Annotated in this window: 17 protein-coding genes and 2 pseudogenes; 12 read left to right on the plus strand and 7 right to left on the minus strand. The window is 64.5% G+C overall.

Going from position 1 to position 17,488, the window contains the following annotated elements:
- Positions 1-2: 2 nt before the first annotated feature.
- Complete coding sequence (locus EN862_RS10795) at positions 3-971, plus strand: ABC transporter permease (RefSeq protein ID WP_127868440.1); 969 nt, start codon at positions 3-5, stop codon at positions 969-971.
- Positions 972-1,054: 83 nt separating this feature from the next.
- Here EN862_RS10795 and gloA read toward each other — a convergent pair whose 3' ends face one another.
- A complete protein-coding gene (gene gloA / locus EN862_RS10800) occupies positions 1,055-1,468 on the minus strand; it encodes a lactoylglutathione lyase (RefSeq protein WP_095080570.1) in 414 nt (137 codons plus the stop codon).
- Between the two features lie 161 nt (positions 1,469-1,629).
- Between gloA and EN862_RS10805 the strand changes: the two genes are divergently transcribed.
- Together EN862_RS10805 and EN862_RS10810 are read left to right on the plus strand one after the other, a co-directional pair.
- On the plus strand, positions 1,630-3,072 hold the full coding sequence (locus tag EN862_RS10805) for an FAD-binding oxidoreductase (protein ID WP_127868441.1): 1,443 nt from the start codon (positions 1,630-1,632) through the stop codon (positions 3,070-3,072).
- Between the two features lie 3 nt (positions 3,073-3,075).
- Positions 3,076-3,861: a FadR/GntR family transcriptional regulator gene (locus EN862_RS10810; protein WP_127868442.1), complete on the plus strand. Its 786-nt coding sequence runs from the start codon at positions 3,076-3,078 to the stop codon at positions 3,859-3,861.
- A gap of 62 nt (positions 3,862-3,923) precedes the next feature.
- Here the strand turns inward: EN862_RS10810 and EN862_RS10815 are convergent.
- Positions 3,924-4,830, minus strand: a pseudogene (locus EN862_RS10815) (NAD(P)-dependent oxidoreductase).
- Between the two features lie 104 nt (positions 4,831-4,934).
- Between EN862_RS10815 and EN862_RS10820 the strand changes: the two are divergent.
- The 9 genes and pseudogenes from EN862_RS10820 to EN862_RS10860 form a co-directional block, all read left to right on the plus strand.
- Positions 4,935-5,678, plus strand: a complete 744-nt coding sequence (locus EN862_RS10820; RefSeq protein ID WP_127868443.1) for an FCD domain-containing protein — start codon at positions 4,935-4,937, stop codon at positions 5,676-5,678.
- A gap of 264 nt (positions 5,679-5,942) precedes the next feature.
- The gene (locus tag EN862_RS10825; RefSeq protein WP_127868444.1) at positions 5,943-6,929 is read left to right on the plus strand and encodes an aldo/keto reductase; all 987 of its coding nucleotides are present in this window, start codon (positions 5,943-5,945) and stop codon (positions 6,927-6,929) included.
- A gap of 5 nt (positions 6,930-6,934) precedes the next feature.
- Entirely contained in the window at positions 6,935-7,789 is an 855-nt protein-coding gene (locus EN862_RS10830; RefSeq protein ID WP_127868445.1) for an amidohydrolase family protein, read from the plus strand.
- Positions 7,790-8,048: 259 nt separating this feature from the next.
- Positions 8,049-9,281, plus strand: coding sequence for an ABC transporter substrate-binding protein (locus EN862_RS10835; protein WP_127868446.1), 1,233 nt, complete (start codon positions 8,049-8,051; stop codon positions 9,279-9,281).
- Between the two features lie 87 nt (positions 9,282-9,368).
- Entirely contained in the window at positions 9,369-10,238 is an 870-nt protein-coding gene (locus EN862_RS10840; RefSeq protein WP_127868447.1) for a branched-chain amino acid ABC transporter permease, read from the plus strand.
- Between the two features lie 7 nt (positions 10,239-10,245).
- Positions 10,246-11,331 carry a branched-chain amino acid ABC transporter permease gene (locus EN862_RS10845; RefSeq protein WP_189522734.1) on the plus strand — a complete coding sequence of 362 codons (1,086 nt, stop codon included), beginning with the start codon at positions 10,246-10,248 and terminating at the stop codon, positions 11,329-11,331.
- Positions 11,318-12,046, plus strand: a complete 729-nt coding sequence (locus tag EN862_RS10850) for an ABC transporter ATP-binding protein (protein WP_127868449.1) — start codon at positions 11,318-11,320, stop codon at positions 12,044-12,046. The genes EN862_RS10845 and EN862_RS10850 overlap by 14 nt, the downstream gene beginning before the upstream one ends.
- Complete coding sequence (locus tag EN862_RS10855; protein WP_127868450.1) at positions 12,043-12,774, plus strand: ABC transporter ATP-binding protein; 732 nt, start codon at positions 12,043-12,045, stop codon at positions 12,772-12,774. Before EN862_RS10850 ends, EN862_RS10855 begins: the two co-directional genes overlap by 4 nt.
- A gap of 288 nt (positions 12,775-13,062) precedes the next feature.
- Positions 13,063-13,264: pseudogene (locus tag EN862_RS10860) on the plus strand (pentapeptide repeat-containing protein); the annotation flags it as partial.
- Here EN862_RS10860 and EN862_RS36095 read toward each other — a convergent pair.
- The 5 genes from EN862_RS36095 to EN862_RS10880 are packed head-to-tail and all read right to left on the minus strand — an operon-like array spanning position 13,246 to position 17,313.
- The gene (locus tag EN862_RS36095) at positions 13,246-13,404 is read right to left on the minus strand and encodes a hypothetical protein (protein ID WP_189401948.1); all 159 of its coding nucleotides are present in this window, start codon (positions 13,402-13,404) and stop codon (positions 13,246-13,248) included. The pseudogene EN862_RS10860 and the gene EN862_RS36095 sit on opposite strands and share 19 nt — an antisense overlap.
- A gap of 26 nt (positions 13,405-13,430) precedes the next feature.
- The gene (locus tag EN862_RS10865; protein WP_127868451.1) at positions 13,431-14,516 is read right to left on the minus strand and encodes a Gfo/Idh/MocA family oxidoreductase; all 1,086 of its coding nucleotides are present in this window, start codon (positions 14,514-14,516) and stop codon (positions 13,431-13,433) included.
- Between the two features lie 48 nt (positions 14,517-14,564).
- Complete coding sequence (locus EN862_RS10870; RefSeq protein ID WP_127868452.1) at positions 14,565-15,329, minus strand: ATP-binding cassette domain-containing protein; 765 nt, start codon at positions 15,327-15,329, stop codon at positions 14,565-14,567.
- Positions 15,326-16,330 (minus strand): ABC transporter permease, encoded by a 1,005-nt coding sequence (locus EN862_RS10875; RefSeq protein ID WP_127868453.1) that lies wholly within the window; start codon positions 16,328-16,330, stop codon positions 15,326-15,328. The genes EN862_RS10870 and EN862_RS10875 overlap by 4 nt, the downstream gene beginning before the upstream one ends.
- Entirely contained in the window at positions 16,327-17,313 is a 987-nt protein-coding gene (locus EN862_RS10880) for a substrate-binding domain-containing protein (protein WP_127868454.1), read from the minus strand. The genes EN862_RS10875 and EN862_RS10880 overlap by 4 nt, the downstream gene beginning before the upstream one ends.
- Between the last annotated feature and the right edge of the window lie 175 nt (positions 17,314-17,488).

The raw sequence follows: 17,488 nt of genomic DNA on the forward strand, positions 1-17,488 counted from the left end.
CGATGAACGAAGGTTTTTCCATCAGGCAGGTGTTCGAGGGCAAGTGGACGCAGGGCGCCATACCGCTGGTCCTGCTCGTCGCCTTGCTGCTGATCATCGAGATCGCCGCGCCCGGTTTCCTCACTGGCGAGACGCTGGCGCTGCTCTTCGCCAACACCGCCGTGCTGTTCATCCTGGCGACCGGCGTCACCTTCGCCATCCTGCTCGGCGGCATCGACCTGTCGATCCAGGCTGTGGCTTCGCTGGCAAGCGTCATGCTGGCGCAATTGCTGCCCTCGCTCGGCTTCGCCGCCTTTCCGGTGGCGATCCTGTCCGGCCTCGCCTTCGGGCTGCTGAGCGGCATCGTCCATGTCAAGCTGCGCGTGCCGTCCTTCGTCGCGACCTTGGCCACCGGCGGCGTGGTCACCGGGCTGGCACTCTGGGTTTCCAACGGCCGCGCCATCACCATCGAGGAAGCAGGCCGCGAAAAGACCGCCTGGATCAACGCCACGATTTTCGGCCTGCCGATGGTGGTGCTGATTTCAGCGCTGATCGGCATCGTGAGTTTCCTGGTGCTGCGCTATACGCGCTTCGGCCGCCAGGCGATCGCGGTCGGCGCCGGTGAACCGGCGGCCTGGGCGGCGGGCATCAATGTCGACCGCACCAAGATCATCGCCTTTGCCGCATCGGGGATGCTGGCGGCCATCGCCGGCGTCGTGCTGGCGGCCAGGCTGTCAAGCGGCTCGCCGGTGCTCGCCAACCAGCTGCTGCTGCCGGCCATCGCCGCCGTCATCGTCGGCGGCACCGCCATCACCGGCGGCTTGGGCGGGGTAGCGCGCACCGCGGTCGGCGCGCTGATCATCTCGATCGTGCGCATCGGCATGACCTTCGTCGGCGTCAACATTTTTCTGGAAAACATGGTGTTCGGCGCGGTGCTGATCGCCGCCGTCGCCATCACGATCGACCGCAGCAAGATCGCGGTCATCAAGTGACGAACTCACCCGCACCGCCTCCCAAGCAAGCGCGGACGGAAAGGGACCGCATCGGCGCGAGGCCGGTGCGGTCCGGTCCAGGATTACTGCATCGTGTCCAGGCCGATCAGCTCGATCTTGTAGCCGTCCGGGTCCTCGACGAAGGCGATGTGGGTGGTGCCGTGCTGCATTGGTCCCGGTTTGCGCGGGATCTTGGCGCCGCGCTTTTCGAGTTCGGCGCAGACGGCATAGATGTCGTTGACGCCGAGCGCCAGATGGCCGAAGCCGGTGCCGATCTCATAGGGTTCCTCGCGGCCCCAGTTCAGCGTCAGCTCGACGACCGCTTCCTTGTCCTCCGGCCCGTAGCCGACAAAGGCATTGGTGAACTTGCCGCCTGGATAATCCTCGCGGCGCAGCAAGGTCATGCCGAGCACCTCGGTGTAGAAGGCGATCGACTTGTCGAGGTCGAGCACCCTGATCATGGTGTGCATATAGCGAAAGCCCGGGGCGTCGCTCATTGGGAAAGTCCTCCGAATTCAGTGATTTGCCAGTCTGACCATCCGCACCAAACGGCTTCGGGAAGCATGCTATCGCTTGATGTTCTCAATCAGGGTTGTATGATAACACGACAAGATTGGTGGTTGTCCAGTCGTTTTCCGGAAGGGTCCAGGTTCAGTTCATGAATGCAGTGCCGCCCAATTCCGCATCGCTGATCGCCGCCCTTGCCGGCGTGCTGTCGGACGGCGGGCTGCTGACCGAGGCAGAGGACATGGCACGCTACAGCCGGGACTGGTCGGGCGACCATTTCGGCCGCCCGCTGGCGGTGGCGCGGCCCAGCTCCGTGGAAGACATGTCGGCGCTGATGCGGCACTGTCATGCCGAGAGGATCCCCGTCGTGCCGCAGGGCGGGCTGACCGGCCTTGTCGGAGCGGCGGTGGCGGCTGACGGCAACGAGGTCGTCGTCTCGTTGGAGCGCATGAACCGGATCCGCTCGATCAGCCCGATCGACTTCGCCATGGTGGTCGAGGCCGGCTGCATCCTCGAGGATGCCAAGCGCGCTGCCGAGGAGAGCGACTGCATCCTGCCGATCACCTTCGGCGCGCAGGGCAGCTGCCGCATCGGCGGCAATGTCGCCACCAATGCCGGCGGCTTCAACGTGCTGCGTTACGGCATGACGCGCGACCTTGTGCTCGGCCTTGAAGTCGTGCTGGCCGACGGCCGGATCTGGAACGGACTGAAGGTGCTGCGCAAGGACAATCGCGGCTATGATCTGAAGCAGGTCTTCATCGGTTCGGAAGGCACGCTCGGCATCGTCACCGCCGCTGCGCTGAAGCTCTTCCCCAGGCCGACGCAGATTGAAACGGCGCTCGTCGGCTTGCGTTCGGTCGAGGACGCGATGGCGCTCTATGCGCGGGCGCGGCGCGGCTGCAGCGACCTGCTCACCGCCTTCGAGCTGATCCTGCGCGGCGGCATCGAGATCACCATGCGCGAGGGCAAGGATTTCCACGAGCCACTCGGCAAGCCTTACCCTGCCTATGTGCTGATCGAGGTTTCGTCCGGAGGACTGATCGACCTTAAGGATATGCTGTTGAGTTTTCTCGCGGGCGTCGAGGATCTCGTCGAGGACGGCATCGTGGCATCGACCCGGGCGCAGGGCGAGCGACTGTGGCTCTACCGCGAGATCATGGTCGAGCGGCAGGGCCGCGGCGGCCGTTACCTGCGCACCGACGTCTCGGTGCCGATCTCGAAGCTTGCCGATTTCGTCACCGACGCGCTCTTCGAGCTGGGACGGGCACGCCCCGACGCGCTGCCGGTCACCTACGGCCATGTTGGTGACGGCAACATCCATCTCAACGTCGTGCCGCCGGAGGGCATGGCGGCCGAGGCGATCGAGCATCTGTTCGAGGAGGCGGAAGCGGAGATTTTCGCCGTCGTCGACCGCTATGGCGGCTCGATCAGCGCCGAGCACGGCATCGGCCGGGTCAAGCAGCGGGCCTTCCTCGACCGCATCGATCCAGTGACGCTCGATCTCGCGGCAGGCATCAAGGATGCGATCGATCCGCGCCATATATTGAGCAACGGCCGCATTCTGGCGTCCGCATCCGCGCTCGACTATAGGTGAGCGATGACGCTGAAGCTCGACAAGGTCAATCGCGGTCCGCATCTCTCCACTCTGGTGGCGAGTTCCATCTCGCGCGAGATCGCGCAAGGGCGCCTGAAGCCCGGCGATCAGCTGCCGACCGAACAGGCGCTGGCGACCACCTTCGGGGTCAGCCGCAACGTGGTGCGCGAAGCGATCGCCAGGCTGCGCTCGGAAGGCCGTATCTGGTCGCAGCAGGGCAGGGGCGCCTTCGTCGCCGACGCGACCAACGCGACGGTGCTGACGATCGACTATGAGACCTTGCAGCGGGCGGATTCCTTCCGCAACCTGTTCGAGCTGCGCGGCATGCTTGAAGTGCAGATCGCCGCCCTGGCCGCGACCCGCCGCTCCGATGCCGATATTGTGGCGATGGAACAGGCGCTCGACGGGATGCGCACGGCTCCCTATGGCAGCGTCGCCTGGCTGAAGAACGATCTTGGCTTCCACCGCGCCGTCGCCGAGGCGACCCAGAACCCCTATATGGGCCAGTTCCTTGTCTTCGTCTCGGAACGGGTGCGCGAGAGCATCCTGGCCGCCGGCAACCAGCAGAAGTCGGACGACATGGCGCGCACGACATTGGGCGAGCACGAGCGCATCCTGGCGGCGATCAAGGCCGGCGACGCGAAGGGCGCGAGCGCTGCCATGACGCGGCATCTTGCAGGTGCGGCTTCTCGCGTAGGACTCCCTGGAGGGAACGCTGCGGCTAAGCCAGCATCGTCGGCGCGGCATTCGAGGCTGAGGAAGGCCGTGCGCGGGCAGGCGGCGGGGTAGGCGGCGGCTCAGCTCTGTCGGTCAGCGCGAGCCGAGACCGAGGGGGTGCGCCCTGTGCGAATTCACTCAGCCGCCGGCACCACCAGCGACACCCCATTCAGCTCCGCAACGATATCCGACAGCGCCGGCACGAACTTCTCACCGTGCCCTGTTGCCACCGCCGTCGCAAAACCGTTGCGGACCACGGCGCCGACCGGGTTGGCGATGCCGGCGGCCTGGGCGAAGGAGGCGAGATAGGTCATATCCTTCAGCGCATTGGCTATGGCAAAGCGCTGGGCGTTTTCGTTGCGGTTCAGCACGAAGTCGAAGAAGGCCTGGTAGAAGCCGCAATCCATGCGGCTGCCGGAGATGACGCTGTTGAAGACCTGCGGCGTCAGCCCGGCCTTGGCGCCGAGCGTCAGCGCCTCGGAATAGATCGCCGAATAGCCCATCGAGACGAAATTGTTGAGCAACTTCATGGTGTGGCCGCTGCCGGTCGGGCCGGTGTGGACGATGCGCGCGGCGAAGGCTTCGAGCACTGGCCGCGCGCGGGCGACCACTTCCGCCGCGCCGCCGACCATGACGTCGAGCTTGCCCTCGGCGGCTTCCTTGGGGGGTGCGCGCCAGTGGCGCGTCGATCAGCGTCATGCCTTGAGTTGCAAGTTCGGCGGCGAGCGCGATCGTCGAGGACGGGTTGGAGGTCGAGCAATCGACGATCAACAGCGGCTTGCCGGCGGCGGCCAGGCCGTCAGGACCCTTCACCACCGCCTCGACCTGCGGCGAGCCGGTGACGCAAAGGAGAACGATGTCGCAGCCTTCGGCGAGCGCGCGCGGCGTCGTCGCCTGGCGGGCGCCGGCGGCGGCCAGCTTCAGCGCCGCCTCTTGGTTGCGATGCGCCCAGACCGTCAGCGGCCAGCCCTTGGCCAGAAGGTTGGCCGCCATGCCCGAGCCCATCGCGCCCAGGCCGATAAAGCCGATTTGCTGCTTCATATTGGTCTTCCCTTGCTGTTGGGCTCAAACAAACGAAAGATTGCCGTTGCAACCAAGCGGTGCGATCCTTGGCCCAAGAATCGATTCAAGGGGCCGGTGTTCCGATGACGGATCGCGAGGGAGCAATGTTCGGCGCCATTCGCCAGTCCCCCAACCTCAGGGGCGAGCTGGTCGACAAGTTTGCCGCGCAGATCGAAGCCGGCGATCTTGCGCCTGGCCAGAGGCTGCCCACCGAGCAGGAGATCGTCAACGCGACGGGTGTGAGCCGGACGGTGGTTCGCGAGGCGCTTGCCTCGCTTCGTGCGCGCGGGCTGATCACGACACGGCAGGGCCTCGGCGCCTTTGTGGCCCAGGAGCCACCGCCTAAAACCTTTTCGATCGTCCCGACGGATGTCGAATCGATCGACGAGATCCTGGCGGTGCTCGAGCTGCGCATGGGCGTCGAGGGAGAGGCGGCGGCGCTGGCAGCCACGCGCCGGACCGCCAAGGACCTTGCGCTCATTGCCAGGCAGCTCGACGCCATCGACCGGGCGATCGCCGAAACCGGCCTTGCCGCGACCGAGGATGCGGCTTTCCATCGCGCGATTTCGCTCGCCTCGCACAACGCCTATTTCAGCCGGCTTTTCGACACGTTCGGCACCGCGATGATCCCGCGCCAATGGACGCAGTTCGATCGCCTGGAGCCCGACGAGCGCGAGCGGCATTTCGAGCGCACGCGGCGCGAGCACCGGGCGATCCACGACGCCATCGCGGCCCGCGACGCCAAGGCGGCGCAGCGTGCAATGCGGCTGCATCTTTCCCGTTCCTACAAGCGCTTCGAGCAGCTGCGCGACAGCGCTGGGAAATAAATCGGGCAAGGTCGCTCGATCGGTTCGTGGCTTGTATCGATCAGCGGCGGCTGCGGCTTGACGGTCCAAATCGGGTTGGCATCGATCGGCGCCACGCTCCGATGCCAGGAACATCCCATCGCCCTCCAGCCTGCCGGTAGATCCAAAACCGCCGCTTTTCGCCATCACCTTTGCATGCTTACAGGGTTGTCATACAACTATCCGATCTGATATTCCTGCGGGCACGACCCGTCAAGACGACGTCGGCTTTCAGGAGTGGTTTCTATGCATCAAAGGCGATTTGGCCGCACCGGCTGGCAAGTGTCGGAAATCGGCTTCGGCAGTTGGGCGATCGGTGCCGACTGGGGTGACGTCGAGGAGAAGGACGCCATCGCGGCGCTCAATGCAGCGCTCGATTCAGGCGTGACGATGATCGACACGGCCGATGTCTACGGCGACGGCCGGGCGGAAAAACTGATCGCAAAGACGCTGAAGGGGCGTGGCGGCGTCAGGCCTATTGTCGCCACCAAGGCGGGCAAGCGGCTGAACCCGCATGTCGCGTCAGGCTACAATCGGCAGAACCTGACCAGCTTCGTCGAGCGCAGCCTGCGCTATCTCGAGGTCGACGTGCTCGACCTCGTCCAACTCCACTGTCCCATGACGGAGGTTTTCTACCAGCCCGAGACATTCGAGGCGTTGGAGAGGCTGGTCGAGGAAGGCAAGATCCGTCACTACGGCGTCAGCGTCGAGAAGGTCGAGGAAGGCATCAAGGCGCTGCAATATCCCGGCGTCGTCAGCGTCCAGATCATCTATAACATGTTCCGACAGCGCCCGGCGGAGCTGTTCTTCGACATGGCGCGCCAGAAGGACGTCGCCATCATCGTCAGGGTGCCGCTGGCCAGCGGGCTCTTGTCCGGCAAGTTCAAGAGCGATTCCAGCTTCAGCGCCAAGGACCACCGCAGCTACAACCGGCAGGGCGAGGCCTTCGACGTCGGCGAGACATTCTCCGGCGTGAATTATGAGGAAGGCCTGCAGGCGGTCGAGGAATTGCGGCCGCTGCTGCCGCCAGGCGCGACAATGGCGCAATGGGCACTGCGCTGGATCCTGATGAACCCGGCCGTGACGGCCACCATTCCGGGCGCCAAGTCCGTCCGGCAGGCGCAGGAGAACGCCGCCGCGTCCGACCTGCCGGCGCTGTCGCCGCAGGTGATGGAGCGCATCGCCGACATCTACGAGCGGCGCATAAAGGCCGCCGTGCACCAGCGCTGGTGAGCGCCATGGTGATCGACGGCCATCAGCATTTCTGGGACCCAGCGGATGGCTCCTGCGGCTGGATGACGGAGGATTACGCCGCCATACGCCGCGTGTTTTCGCCCGAGGACCTTAGGCCGGCCCTTGCCGCTGCCGGCGTGGACAAGACGATCCTTGTCCAGACATGGCATTCGCTCGTCGAGACGCGGGCGTTCCTGTCGATGGCGAGCCGGACCGATTTCGTCGCAGGCGTCGTCGGATGGGTCGACCTCACCGACCCCGAGGTTGCGGCCACATTGTCCGAGCTGAAGGCGCGGCCGGATGGCCCTTACCTGGTCGGCATCCGTCACCTCGTCCACAACGAGGCGGATCCGAACTGGCTCTTGCGCGAGGATGTCCAGCGCGGGCTGGGGGCTGTCGGCGATGCCGGCTTGGTCTATGACCTGCTGTTGAAGGAGCCGCAGATTCCGGCCGCCCTGGAGACTGTGGAGCGGCATCCTAACCTGCGTTTCGTGGTGGACCACATCGCAAAACCGCGCATTGCGCAGCACGCGATGGAGCCGTGGGCCGGATTGATGCAAGGCTTCACGGCGCATCGCGACCATGTGTGGTGCAAGCTGTCCGGAATGGTCACGGAAGCCGATTGGCGGCACTGGAAGCAACAGGATCTGCAGCCCTATGTGGACGAGGTCCTTTCCATTTTCGGCCCATCGCGATGCCTGTTTGGCTCGGACTGGCCGGTCTGCCTGGTCGCCGCCGACTATCAATCGGTCAAACGCGCCCTCGACGATTGCCTCTCCGGGCTGTCAGAAGAAGAACGGTCGCAAATTTTTGGCACTTCCGCCATCGAGGCGTACCGCTTGACCATACCGTCGCCGTGACGCCGTGACACGGCTCTGATCGCTTCCCGTCTTTGGCGGCCGAGCCATCCCGGACGCGTCGAGGGCGGTCCCGATCCCAACCAGTTACCCGATCCGCAAGCCGGGCGAGCCTCTCGCCTGGACCCCGACTCACACAGGTCCAATCTGAGTCCGCTGGCACCTCGCCGCAGCTCGCCTCGTGCCGGAAGTCACGTTGACAACCTTGTTACATGGTAATAGGGTTGTATGACAAGTTGGTCATGTAACGGGAGGAACATGCATGAGACAGCTAGGACTTGGGTTAGCAGTGGTGGCCGCGGGGCTCGCCATGGCTTTGCAGACGGCACGTGCCGACGAAGAACTGCCCATCGGCGTCATCGCCGCGCAGTCGGGCTCGTTCGTTTCGGCCGGCAACACCATCGTCGGTGCGGCCAATCTGGCGGCGCAACAGATCAACGACGCCGGCGGCATCAAGGTCGGCGACAAGACCTACAAGATCAAACTCTATATCCGCGACAACCGGACGGATGTGAACGTCACCATCGCGGCCGCGCGCGAGCTGGTCAACGACATTGGCGTAAAGGCGATCTGGGGCACCGAGACGCATGACTTCTCGGTATCCATGGCCAAGATCACCGGCCCGGCCAAGGTCCTGCAGTTTTCCGGCAACAGCTCGCTCGGCGCCGTGCTCGACGACAAGGCGGTCGCCGAGGACGGCTGGCTTCACTACACGTTCCAGAGCGAGCCGCAGGAATGGCAGCGCAGCGGCAGTACCGCCAAGGGGGTGCTGTCGCTGCTCACGCCGCAGCTGAAGTCGCCGCCGAAGCATTCGGTGGTGTTCGTGGGCAATGACGCGACCGGGCAGTATCTGTCGTCGCACTATGTCAAGGCGCTCGAGGCGGAAGGCCAGAAAGTCGACCTCGTGCAGTATCCGCCGGATACGACCGACTTCTCGCCGCTGCTCACCCGCATCAAGGGCATGAAGCCTGATATCGTGCATTTCTGGTACAACGGCGATTCAACCCTCACAGCCTTCCCGCAAGCCCTCAAGCTCGGCGTGGCCCCGTCCTATTTCCTGTTCGGCGTCGATCCGGGCATCTATCAGGAGCGTAGCCTGAAGGCGGACGTGCCGGTGACGATGAGCTGCGTGCCGGTCTGCTGGGGTTCCTCGCCATACCCCGAGGTGAAGCAGTATTTCGACAAGTATTTCGGCCTCGGCGCCGCCAAGGGCCCGCAGTCCTCCGTTTCGCTGCTCTATTACGATTACTTCTTCTGGTACGCTAAGGCGCTGGAGAAGGTCGGCAAGATCGATGATCCGGACGCGGTGGTCGCAGAGCTCCTGAAGTCGGACTACAAGGGCGTCGTGTCGCCTGTGCCGCTTGTGTTCAACAAGCATCATCAGGTCACCTTCGCGACCGAGGTCTGCATGGTCGAACCCAACACATCCGACAAGTTCAAATGCGCGGTCGAGCAACCGCCGGCCGCACCGCCGCCCGGCGACAACGGCGGCTGAGCCGGCCCGCGACAAAATCCAAAATCGGGATGGGCGGCTATGTTCCGCCCATCTCCTTCCCTGCAGGTTCGCCACCCGGATTTGATTATGGACATTTTTGTGCAGCAACTGGTGAACAGCCTCTCGGTTGCCAGCGTCACCATTCTCATCGGCATCGGCATCACGCTGATCTTCGGCCTGGCCGGCATCGTCAATTTCGCGCATGGCGAGTTCCTGATGGTCGGGGGCATGGCGACCTGGTTCATGGTCGGCACCGGCATGAACTTCTTCGTCGCGCTGGTGTTGGCCGGCCTGCTGGTTGGAGCGCTCGGCTTTGCCGCCGAAAGATGCCTGTTCCGCTTCACGCTCAACCGGCCGATGAACGGCTTCATCATGTCGATCGGCCTCAGCGTGATCCTGCAGCACGCCGTCATCCGCGTCTTCAACGAGTTCCAGAAGAGCATCACCGACCCGGTCGGCCTGGTCTGGACGATCGGCGGCGTAGACATCATCGCCATGCGCGCGATCGTCGTCGCGATAACGGCCGTCATCGTGGCGATAACCTATTTCGGCATCTCCCGCAGCCGCTATGGGATGGCGTTGCGGGCGAGTGTTTCGGACCGCGACACCGCCGAGCTGATGGGCATCCCGGTGCGCCGCTATGTCACCGGCGTCTTCATCTATGGCAGCCTGCTTGCCGGCATAGGCGGCGCGCTGATGATCTCGCTGTTCCCGATCACGCCCTTCACCGGCAGCGTCATCATCATCCGCGGCTTCGCGGTCTCGCTGATCGGCGGTCTCGGCAATGTCGGCGGCGCCGTCGTCGGCGGCCTGGTGCTCGGCCTCGTCGACGGCCTCAGCGCCGGTTACGGATATCCGGAATGGACCGACGCCTATTCGCTGGTCGTGATGATCCTGATCCTGGTGCTGCGGCCCCAGGGGCTGCTCGGCGGCACCCTCGGGCCGAAGGCATCGTGAGATGTCGATGCCAATGATCGACCAGAGCGCCGGCAAGACAGGCGGCGCGCCAGAAGGCGTCAGGCCACGGGATCGGCTCGCGCTTCTGACGGCGGACAACGCCGCCGTTCCGCTGCCGGCCGGCGTCCAGGCGATCACGGCAATCCTGCTGGCGGGGCTGCTCATCGCTTTGCCCTGGCTCGGCCTCGGCTACCGCTTCCTGTCGATCGCCATCACCACGCTCTACACGGCGATCGGCCTCTACGGCCTCGGTCTGCAGTTCGGCCAGGCCGGCATCATGTCGGTCGGCCATGCGGCGCTGATGGGGGTCGGCGCCTATGCCTCGGCCATCCTTTCCGTGCAGCTCGGCTTGGGCTTCTGGACCTCGCTGCCCTTCGCCATGGCCTTGTCGGCAATCGTCGGCGGCGTCATCGGTCTGCCGACGCTGCGGGTGGGCGGACAGCACTACATCATCATCACCTTCTGCTTCTGCGCCCTCTTCGTCATCGTGCTCACCAATGGCGGCACCTTCACCGGATCCGCGACAGGCCTCGATGTCGGGTCGGTGACGCCCTTGCCCGGCATCAATTTCGACAAGCTCTCCAACAACTATTACCTGGTCTTGGCGGCGCTCTTCCTGGCGCTCGCCGCGACCTATCTCATCGGCATTTCGCGCTACGGCCGGACGTTGCGGGCCATCCGCGAGAACGAGCAGCTGGCGCGTTCGGTCGGCATCAATGTCGACCTGCACAAGCTTGGCGTGCTCATGGTGTCAGGCCTGTTCGCCGGCCTCGCCGGCGTGCTGCAGCTCTATTACCTGCGCCACATCTCGCCGACGCTGTTCGGCGCCTTTCCCAGCCTTTACCTGGCGCTAATGGTCATGCTGGGCGGCGCCCGCTATCTCTACGGGCCGCTGATCGGCGCCATCATCGTCAACTTCCTGCCCGAGGTGCTGAACCTCGAGCCGGTCGATGCCCGCATCGCCTATGGGATCTGCCTGCTTTTGGTGATCCTCCTTCTCCCGGGCGGAGTCGGCGCCGGCATCAAGAACATCTATTTGGCGATTCGAGGCGGGCTCGAGACGCAAGGCGGAGGCTCGAATGGCCGCGCTTGAGGTGAGGGGTCTGCGCAAGCAGTTCGGCGGCGTCGTCGCGCTCAACGGCATCGATCTCGACATCGACACCGACCGGGTCGTCGGTATCGTCGGACCCAACGGCTCCGGCAAGACGACCTTGTTTAATGTCGTCGCCGGCGTCCATCCGGCCACCGGCGGCACGGTGCGTTGGCAAGGGCAGGACATAACCAATATCGGCGCGCACCGCATCGCGCGAAAGCGGCTGGTGCGGACGTTCCAGCAGGCGATGTCGTTTCCCGGTCTGACCGTCGACGAAAATGTCCGCATCGCCTGGGAGCAGGGCAGGAGGGACGACAGCCGGTGGGCGTCGCCCGGCATGATCCTGGACTTTGTCGGCCTGGCGCCGCTCGGCAGGGCGATAGCGGGATCGCTGCCCTTCGGCAGCCTGAGACGCCTTGGGCTGGCCGTCGCGCTCGGCGTCTCGCCTGAACTCCTACTGCTCGACGAACCCGGCGCTGGGCTGAACGACAGCGAGGCGCAGGCGTTCGCGGCGGTCATCGCGCAATTGCCGCCGCAAGGCATTGGCGTCTGCCTCATCGACCATGACATGGACATGATGGCCGACCTCTGCGACCGCCTCGTCGTGCTCGATTTCGGCACCAAGATCGCCGAAGGTCCGCCGGGAGAGGTGCTTTCTGACCCCAAGGTGCGCGAGGTCTATCTCGGTCCCGACAAGAAGGCGGCCGCGTCATGAACCTGCTTGCCGTAGAGCATGTCGACACCGGCTACGGGCCCGTCTCGGTCAATCGCGACGTCTCGCTCGCGGTCGGCCAAAATGAGATCGTCACCATCTTGGGGCCCAACGGGGCCGGCAAGACGACCCTGTTGCGTTCCATCGCCGGTCTGGTGAAGCCGCGGCGCGGCACGGTGACCTTCGAGGGCCGCAATGTCACCGCGCTGCACGCCGATGAAAAAGCTGCGCTCGGCGTCGTGATGGTGCCCGAGGGCCGCCATGTCTTCGCCGACATGAGCGTGCGCGAGAACCTTTTGCTTGGAGCCTACTGCCGCCAGGACAGGGATGCGGTCGAAGCCGACATCACCCTGATGGAGAACTATTTCACCATCCTTGCCAAGAAGCGCGGCGCCAAGGCCGGCACGCTCAGCGGCGGCCAGCAGCAGATGCTGGCCATCGCGCGCGGCCTTATGGCCAGACCACGGATCCTGTTGCTCGACGAACCCTCGCTCGGACTGTCGCCATTGCTGGTGTCGGAGCTGCAGGGCATCATCATCGACGTGCGCGAGAAGTTTGGCGCCGCTGTGCTGCTCGTCGAGCAGAACGCCGGACTTGCACTCTCGGTGGCCGAGCAAGGCTATCTGATGAATTCCGGCCGCATCGTGGCGTCTGGCGGCATCGAGCAATTGAAACTGTCGCCGGTCATGCAGGAGCTCTATCTCGGCAAGAGGGCCCGGCAGAGTTCGTAATCGCTCGAGGACGACGCGCCAGCGCGAGCAGGGGGGCAGTTCGATAGCCTTTCCCAGCGTTCAGATGTCCCTCGGCGGCCCCTGGATCGAGGTGCCTCGACCACCACGGCCGACATGACCGGTATCAGACAAGGGGTCCCCTATGTCCTGAAAGGTCTGGCTGGTGCAGCAGGAGGATGGCGCCGAAACTGGAAAACAACGCTGCAAGGACGAAGGCTGCCGCTGTCACCAGTCGATGCACACGTCAGCAAGAAACAGGGCTCGTCGCGAATTGCCGAGCGCATAGTTCTCGCGCGGGCGGACTTCCGAGGAGCGACGTTCACCGCGCCGATAGACTCTGACGGCGCTTTTTTCTTTCTGACCCGTATCGAGGGCCTCGATCTTTCCAAATCGGCGGGTCTGTCCCAATGGCAGCTCAACATGGCTTGCTGAGTTGCCTTCTGGCTTGACCAGGCCAGAAAATTGGCCCTGTCAATTCCAGCAGAAATAGCGAGCCTCGTTGGAGTAGGATGCGTCGAGGCGGCCGAGGATCCGGCCGTTCGAATCGAGCATGGGCGCGGCCGTGGCAGGCGAAATAATGCTCGCGCCCGTAGAGGCAACGGCCGCCTTGCCGGCCGCTGCCAGTTCCAAGCGCGTTGGTGCCGTAGCGAGCGACCCTATCTCCCGCCGCTCTCTCTCATCCGTGCGATGATCTCGGCCATCAGCGCAAGGTCGCGTCGTGAGTCCGCCAGGTCGGTGACCGGCTTTGTGCCCTCCATAATGTGGCGGTGGAATGTCTCCAGTTCGTTAGAGAAGGCATCGCCATAGAGCGGTCCGAAGGCCTTCGTCACTGGGCCAAGCGACCCGGCCTCCGTCACCTCCAGGCGCGTCGGCAGGCTGCGGATATAGGGCGTGTCGTAGATGATCCGTACCCGTTTGGTGTTGGAGCGAACCTCGATCATGGCGTCGAACAGGCCGAGATCGTCGACCACCGCGTCATAGAGGCAGGCGAAGTGGCCATAGTCGAAGGTGACGCTGGTATTGGCGCCGCCATTGGTGCGGTGCGCCGCCACCACGCGCCGCGGCTCGCCGATCAAGCCGCGCATGGCCGAGATGTGGTGCGAGGAGAGCGCCGTCAGGCCGCGATAGGCGCGCACGAGGTCGGCCGATGCGTCTTTTCCGACCACCTCGCGGATCAGCGCGTCGCGCTCCTCGGCACCGCGCGAAAGGATCGTAGCGTCGATATCGGCGGGGTAGAGGACGTTCTGGCTTTTCTTGAGAAAATGCCGGCCTTCCGAGATCAGGTCGAAAATGCGCACATGGGTGATGTCTCCGTGTGCCGGCAACTCGTCTCGCGCCGCCAGATAAGCCGGCGCGTAGCGGCGCATGTAGCCAACGAAGATCGTCTTTTTATAATCCTTGCTCAGCGCCATCAGCTCGTCGATCTCGCGCACCGTCAGGCAGGCCGGCTTTTCGAGCAGCACATGCTTGTTGGCTGTGATCGCGGCGCGGACGAAGCGGCTGTGCGTGTCGTCCGATGAGAGCACGAAGACCGCGTCGATGTCCGGCGAATTGATCAGCGCCTCGGCGCTTTCATGGGCCTTGGCGGTTGGGTATTGCGAGGTGATGAGTTTCACCAGGCTCGGTGATACGTCATAGGCGCCGGCGATGACCCAGCGGTCGCGCTGGTCGGCCAACACCGGCAGATGGATCGATTGCGCGACCTCTCCAAGACCCACAAGCCCGACACGGATCAGCGCCACGCCAAACTCCTTTGCTAGTTGTTTCAATCTCCAAGCGCGACGCGGCGTTCACGCCGCGCCGGTCACCATCGCCACGAGCTCGTTGCCGGTGGTTTCGGATGAGCGCACCGTCGCTACCATCTTGCCAGCACGCATCACCCAGATCTGGTCGGAGAGCCGTCGCACCTGATCAAAATTATGGCTGATCAGGATGACGCTTACACCTTGCTCGCGCAGCTTGCGGATAAGGGCCTCGACATTTGCCGTTTCCTGCACGCCAAGCGCCGCCGTCGGCTCGTCCATAACCACCAGCTTGGCGCCGGACCCAGCCGCGCGGCAGATCGAGATCGCCTGCCTCTGGCCGCCCGAGAGACGCCGGACGCGCTGGGTCACGGACGGCACGTTGATCGACAGCCGTGACAACATGGCGCGCGCCTGGTCTTTCATCGCCTTGCGGTCGAGTAGGGCGAAAGGGCCGATGCGGCGCACGATCTCACGGTTGAGGAAGAGGTTCTGCGCCACAGTCAATTCGTCGATCAGCGCCAGGTTCTGGTGCACGGTCTCGATGCCCGATTTGCGCGCCTCGTCCGGATTGGAGAACGGGTGCTGGCGGCCGTCGAAATAGATCGTGCCGCCATCGGGCACATGCACGCCGACCAGGCATCGGATGAGCGTCGACTTGCCGGCGCCATTGTCGCCGATGACTGCAGTGACCTCACCTCGCCGGGCTTGAAACCCGACATCGGTGAAGGCGCGGATGCCGCCGAAATGCTTGCTCAGGCCTTGGCAGGCGAGGATCGCCTCGGAAGGCGCGATGTGATTGACGGTGCTCATTTCTGATACCGCATGATAAGCGCCGCCAGGACCACGATCACGCCCACGGCAAGTGGTTGATAGAAGGCCGAGACGCTGAGCAGCGTCAGCCCGTTGACGAGGGCCGTCAGCATCAGCGCGCCGATGGCCGGTCCCAGGATGCTGGCGCGTCCGCCGAACAGGCTGACGCCGCCCAGCACCACGGCCGCCACGGAGTTCAGGAGCAGGCTCGTGTTGATCTGCGGTTCGGCCGAGCCGATGCGCGCCACCAGAAGGATCGACGCGATGCCGGCGCAGAAGCCGGAGATCGTATAGGCGGCGATCTTGACCCGGTTCGTGCGAATGCCGAGCGCGCTGGCGCTCTCGGCCTGGCCGCCGGTGGCAAGCAGATGCACGCCGAACCGCGTGTGGTAGAGCGCGACATGCGCGACAAGGACGGCCGCGATCGCGACCCAGACCGGATAGCCGAACGGCCCGAGATAGCCTGACGCAAGCTTGAGCAGGAACGTCGAGCCCACCATGGTCGGCTCGCCGCCTGACAGGATGAGGCCAAGACCAGTGATGCCGGAGAGCGTGCCGAGCGTCACGACGAAATCGGGAATACGCCCGGCGGTGATCAGCACGCCGTTCATCAAGCCTATGGCGCTGGTGGCGAGCACCGCGAGCACGCAGGCGGCGAAGATGCCAAGACCTGCCGCATTGACCAGGCCGAGGATGACCGCGCCGAGCATGACGGAGGCTGCGAGCGAAAGGTCAATGCCAGACGTGGCGACAACGAAGGTCTGACCGATCGACAGCACCACCAGGATCGCCGCTGCAAGCAGCATCGCCTGCATGTTGGCGACGGTGAGGAAGACCGGCGAGGTGAGGCCGAACAGGATGAGGAGACCCACCAGGCCGACGACGGATGCCCAGTCGGCCCAGAAGGAAGGATCGATGAGGAGAGCCGTCAGGGAGGGGCGGCTCTCCTCGTGGACGCCCGCCTGTCGAGAGGCGGGCGCGTTGTCGGCTGGAAGGCTCACTTCAGCATCTCGCGCAAGGGATCGGGATAGTCGCCGCCTGGACGCGGGAAGTTCTTCAGCGAGGCCTCCGCATTGTCCTTGTTGATGAGGAGCACCGGCGCAGGCACGTTGGCGGGAAGTTCCTTTCCCATGGCGGCAAGCTTGCACGCCTCGACGCCCATCGCGCCAACCACATAGGGGTATTGCGCGACGGTGGCCGAGAGTTCGCCGGCGGCGACCGATTTCAGCGCGTCGACAATGCCGTCGAGGCCGATCACCTTGACGTCCTTGCCGGACGTCCGCACGGCCCGCTCGACGCCGAGCGCCATGATATCGTTGGCGGCAAAGAAGCCGGCGAGATCAGGATGCGCGGCCAGGATGTCGGTTGCAGCAGTCAGCGCCTTCTCGCGATCCCAGTCGGCGCTCACCATAACCACCACTTCCAGCTTACCCTCGACCGCCTGCTTGAAGCCCTTGATGCGGGCGTTCGAGCCGACGTCGCCGACGATACCGGCAATCAGCGCCACCTTGGAGCCTTTCGGCACCAGCTTCAGCATCTCCTCGCCGGCCAGCGCGCCGGCGGCGACGTTGTCGGTGCCGATATAGGTTGACACGGCGAAGCCCGCGGCCTTGGCCTGCTCGGCATCTATGGTCGAGTCGATGTTGACGATCGGCTTCTTCTTCTGGGCGACCGGCACGAGCGCCTGTACCAGGTTGGAGACGCTGATCGGATTGACCAGGTAGCAATCATAATCCTGCAGGGCCATGGCCGTCAGCTTGTCGGCCTGCCCCGTCGCATCGCCCATATTGGCGGCGGCCTGCACGATGACACCGACGCCGTCGGCCTTGGCCTGTTCCTCGATGCCCTTCTGCATGGTCTGGAAGAACGGATTGTCGAGGCCTTTGACGATCGCCGCGACCTTGGCCTCTTCGGCGTGCGCAGGCACGGCGAGCGGCGTGACAAGCAGGCCAGCGCCGAGCGCCAGGCAATTGAACATGCGCATATATCTTCCTCCTCCGGATTTTTGATTGTCGGCTCGTTGTTCTGCGAACGGCATGGCTGACGAAACATACGCGAGCCCGGCGCTTGCGTTGGAAAGACAAGCTGGTGCGCGCATAAGGCGCCCGGATCGGGTTTCTTTCATATCAGGCGTTGCTCCTCCCAGAGCGCTGACGATA

Source organism: Mesorhizobium sp. M2E.F.Ca.ET.219.01.1.1 (genome assembly GCF_004016445.2).
Classification (GTDB): domain Bacteria; phylum Pseudomonadota; class Alphaproteobacteria; order Rhizobiales; family Rhizobiaceae; genus Mesorhizobium.

Coding starts and splice junctions, on each gene's coding strand:
- EN862_RS10795 (WP_127868440.1), top strand. CDS start 3: ATGAACGAAGGTTTTTCCATCAGGCAGGTGTTCGAGGGCAAGTGGACG.
- gloA (WP_095080570.1), bottom strand. CDS start 1,468: ATGAGCGACGCCCCGGGCTTTCGCTATATGCACACCATGATCAGGGTG.
- EN862_RS10805 (WP_127868441.1), top strand. CDS start 1,630: ATGAATGCAGTGCCGCCCAATTCCGCATCGCTGATCGCCGCCCTTGCC.
- EN862_RS10810 (WP_127868442.1), top strand. CDS start 3,076: ATGACGCTGAAGCTCGACAAGGTCAATCGCGGTCCGCATCTCTCCACT.
- EN862_RS10820 (WP_127868443.1), top strand. CDS start 4,935: ATGACGGATCGCGAGGGAGCAATGTTCGGCGCCATTCGCCAGTCCCCC.
- EN862_RS10825 (WP_127868444.1), top strand. CDS start 5,943: ATGCATCAAAGGCGATTTGGCCGCACCGGCTGGCAAGTGTCGGAAATC.
- EN862_RS10830 (WP_127868445.1), top strand. CDS start 6,935: ATGGTGATCGACGGCCATCAGCATTTCTGGGACCCAGCGGATGGCTCC.
- EN862_RS10835 (WP_127868446.1), top strand. CDS start 8,049: ATGAGACAGCTAGGACTTGGGTTAGCAGTGGTGGCCGCGGGGCTCGCC.
- EN862_RS10840 (WP_127868447.1), top strand. CDS start 9,369: ATGGACATTTTTGTGCAGCAACTGGTGAACAGCCTCTCGGTTGCCAGC.
- EN862_RS10845 (WP_189522734.1), top strand. CDS start 10,246: ATGCCAATGATCGACCAGAGCGCCGGCAAGACAGGCGGCGCGCCAGAA.
- EN862_RS10850 (WP_127868449.1), top strand. CDS start 11,318: ATGGCCGCGCTTGAGGTGAGGGGTCTGCGCAAGCAGTTCGGCGGCGTC.
- EN862_RS10855 (WP_127868450.1), top strand. CDS start 12,043: ATGAACCTGCTTGCCGTAGAGCATGTCGACACCGGCTACGGGCCCGTC.
- EN862_RS10870 (WP_127868452.1), bottom strand. CDS start 15,329: ATGAGCACCGTCAATCACATCGCGCCTTCCGAGGCGATCCTCGCCTGC.
- EN862_RS10880 (WP_127868454.1), bottom strand. CDS start 17,313: ATGCGCATGTTCAATTGCCTGGCGCTCGGCGCTGGCCTGCTTGTCACG.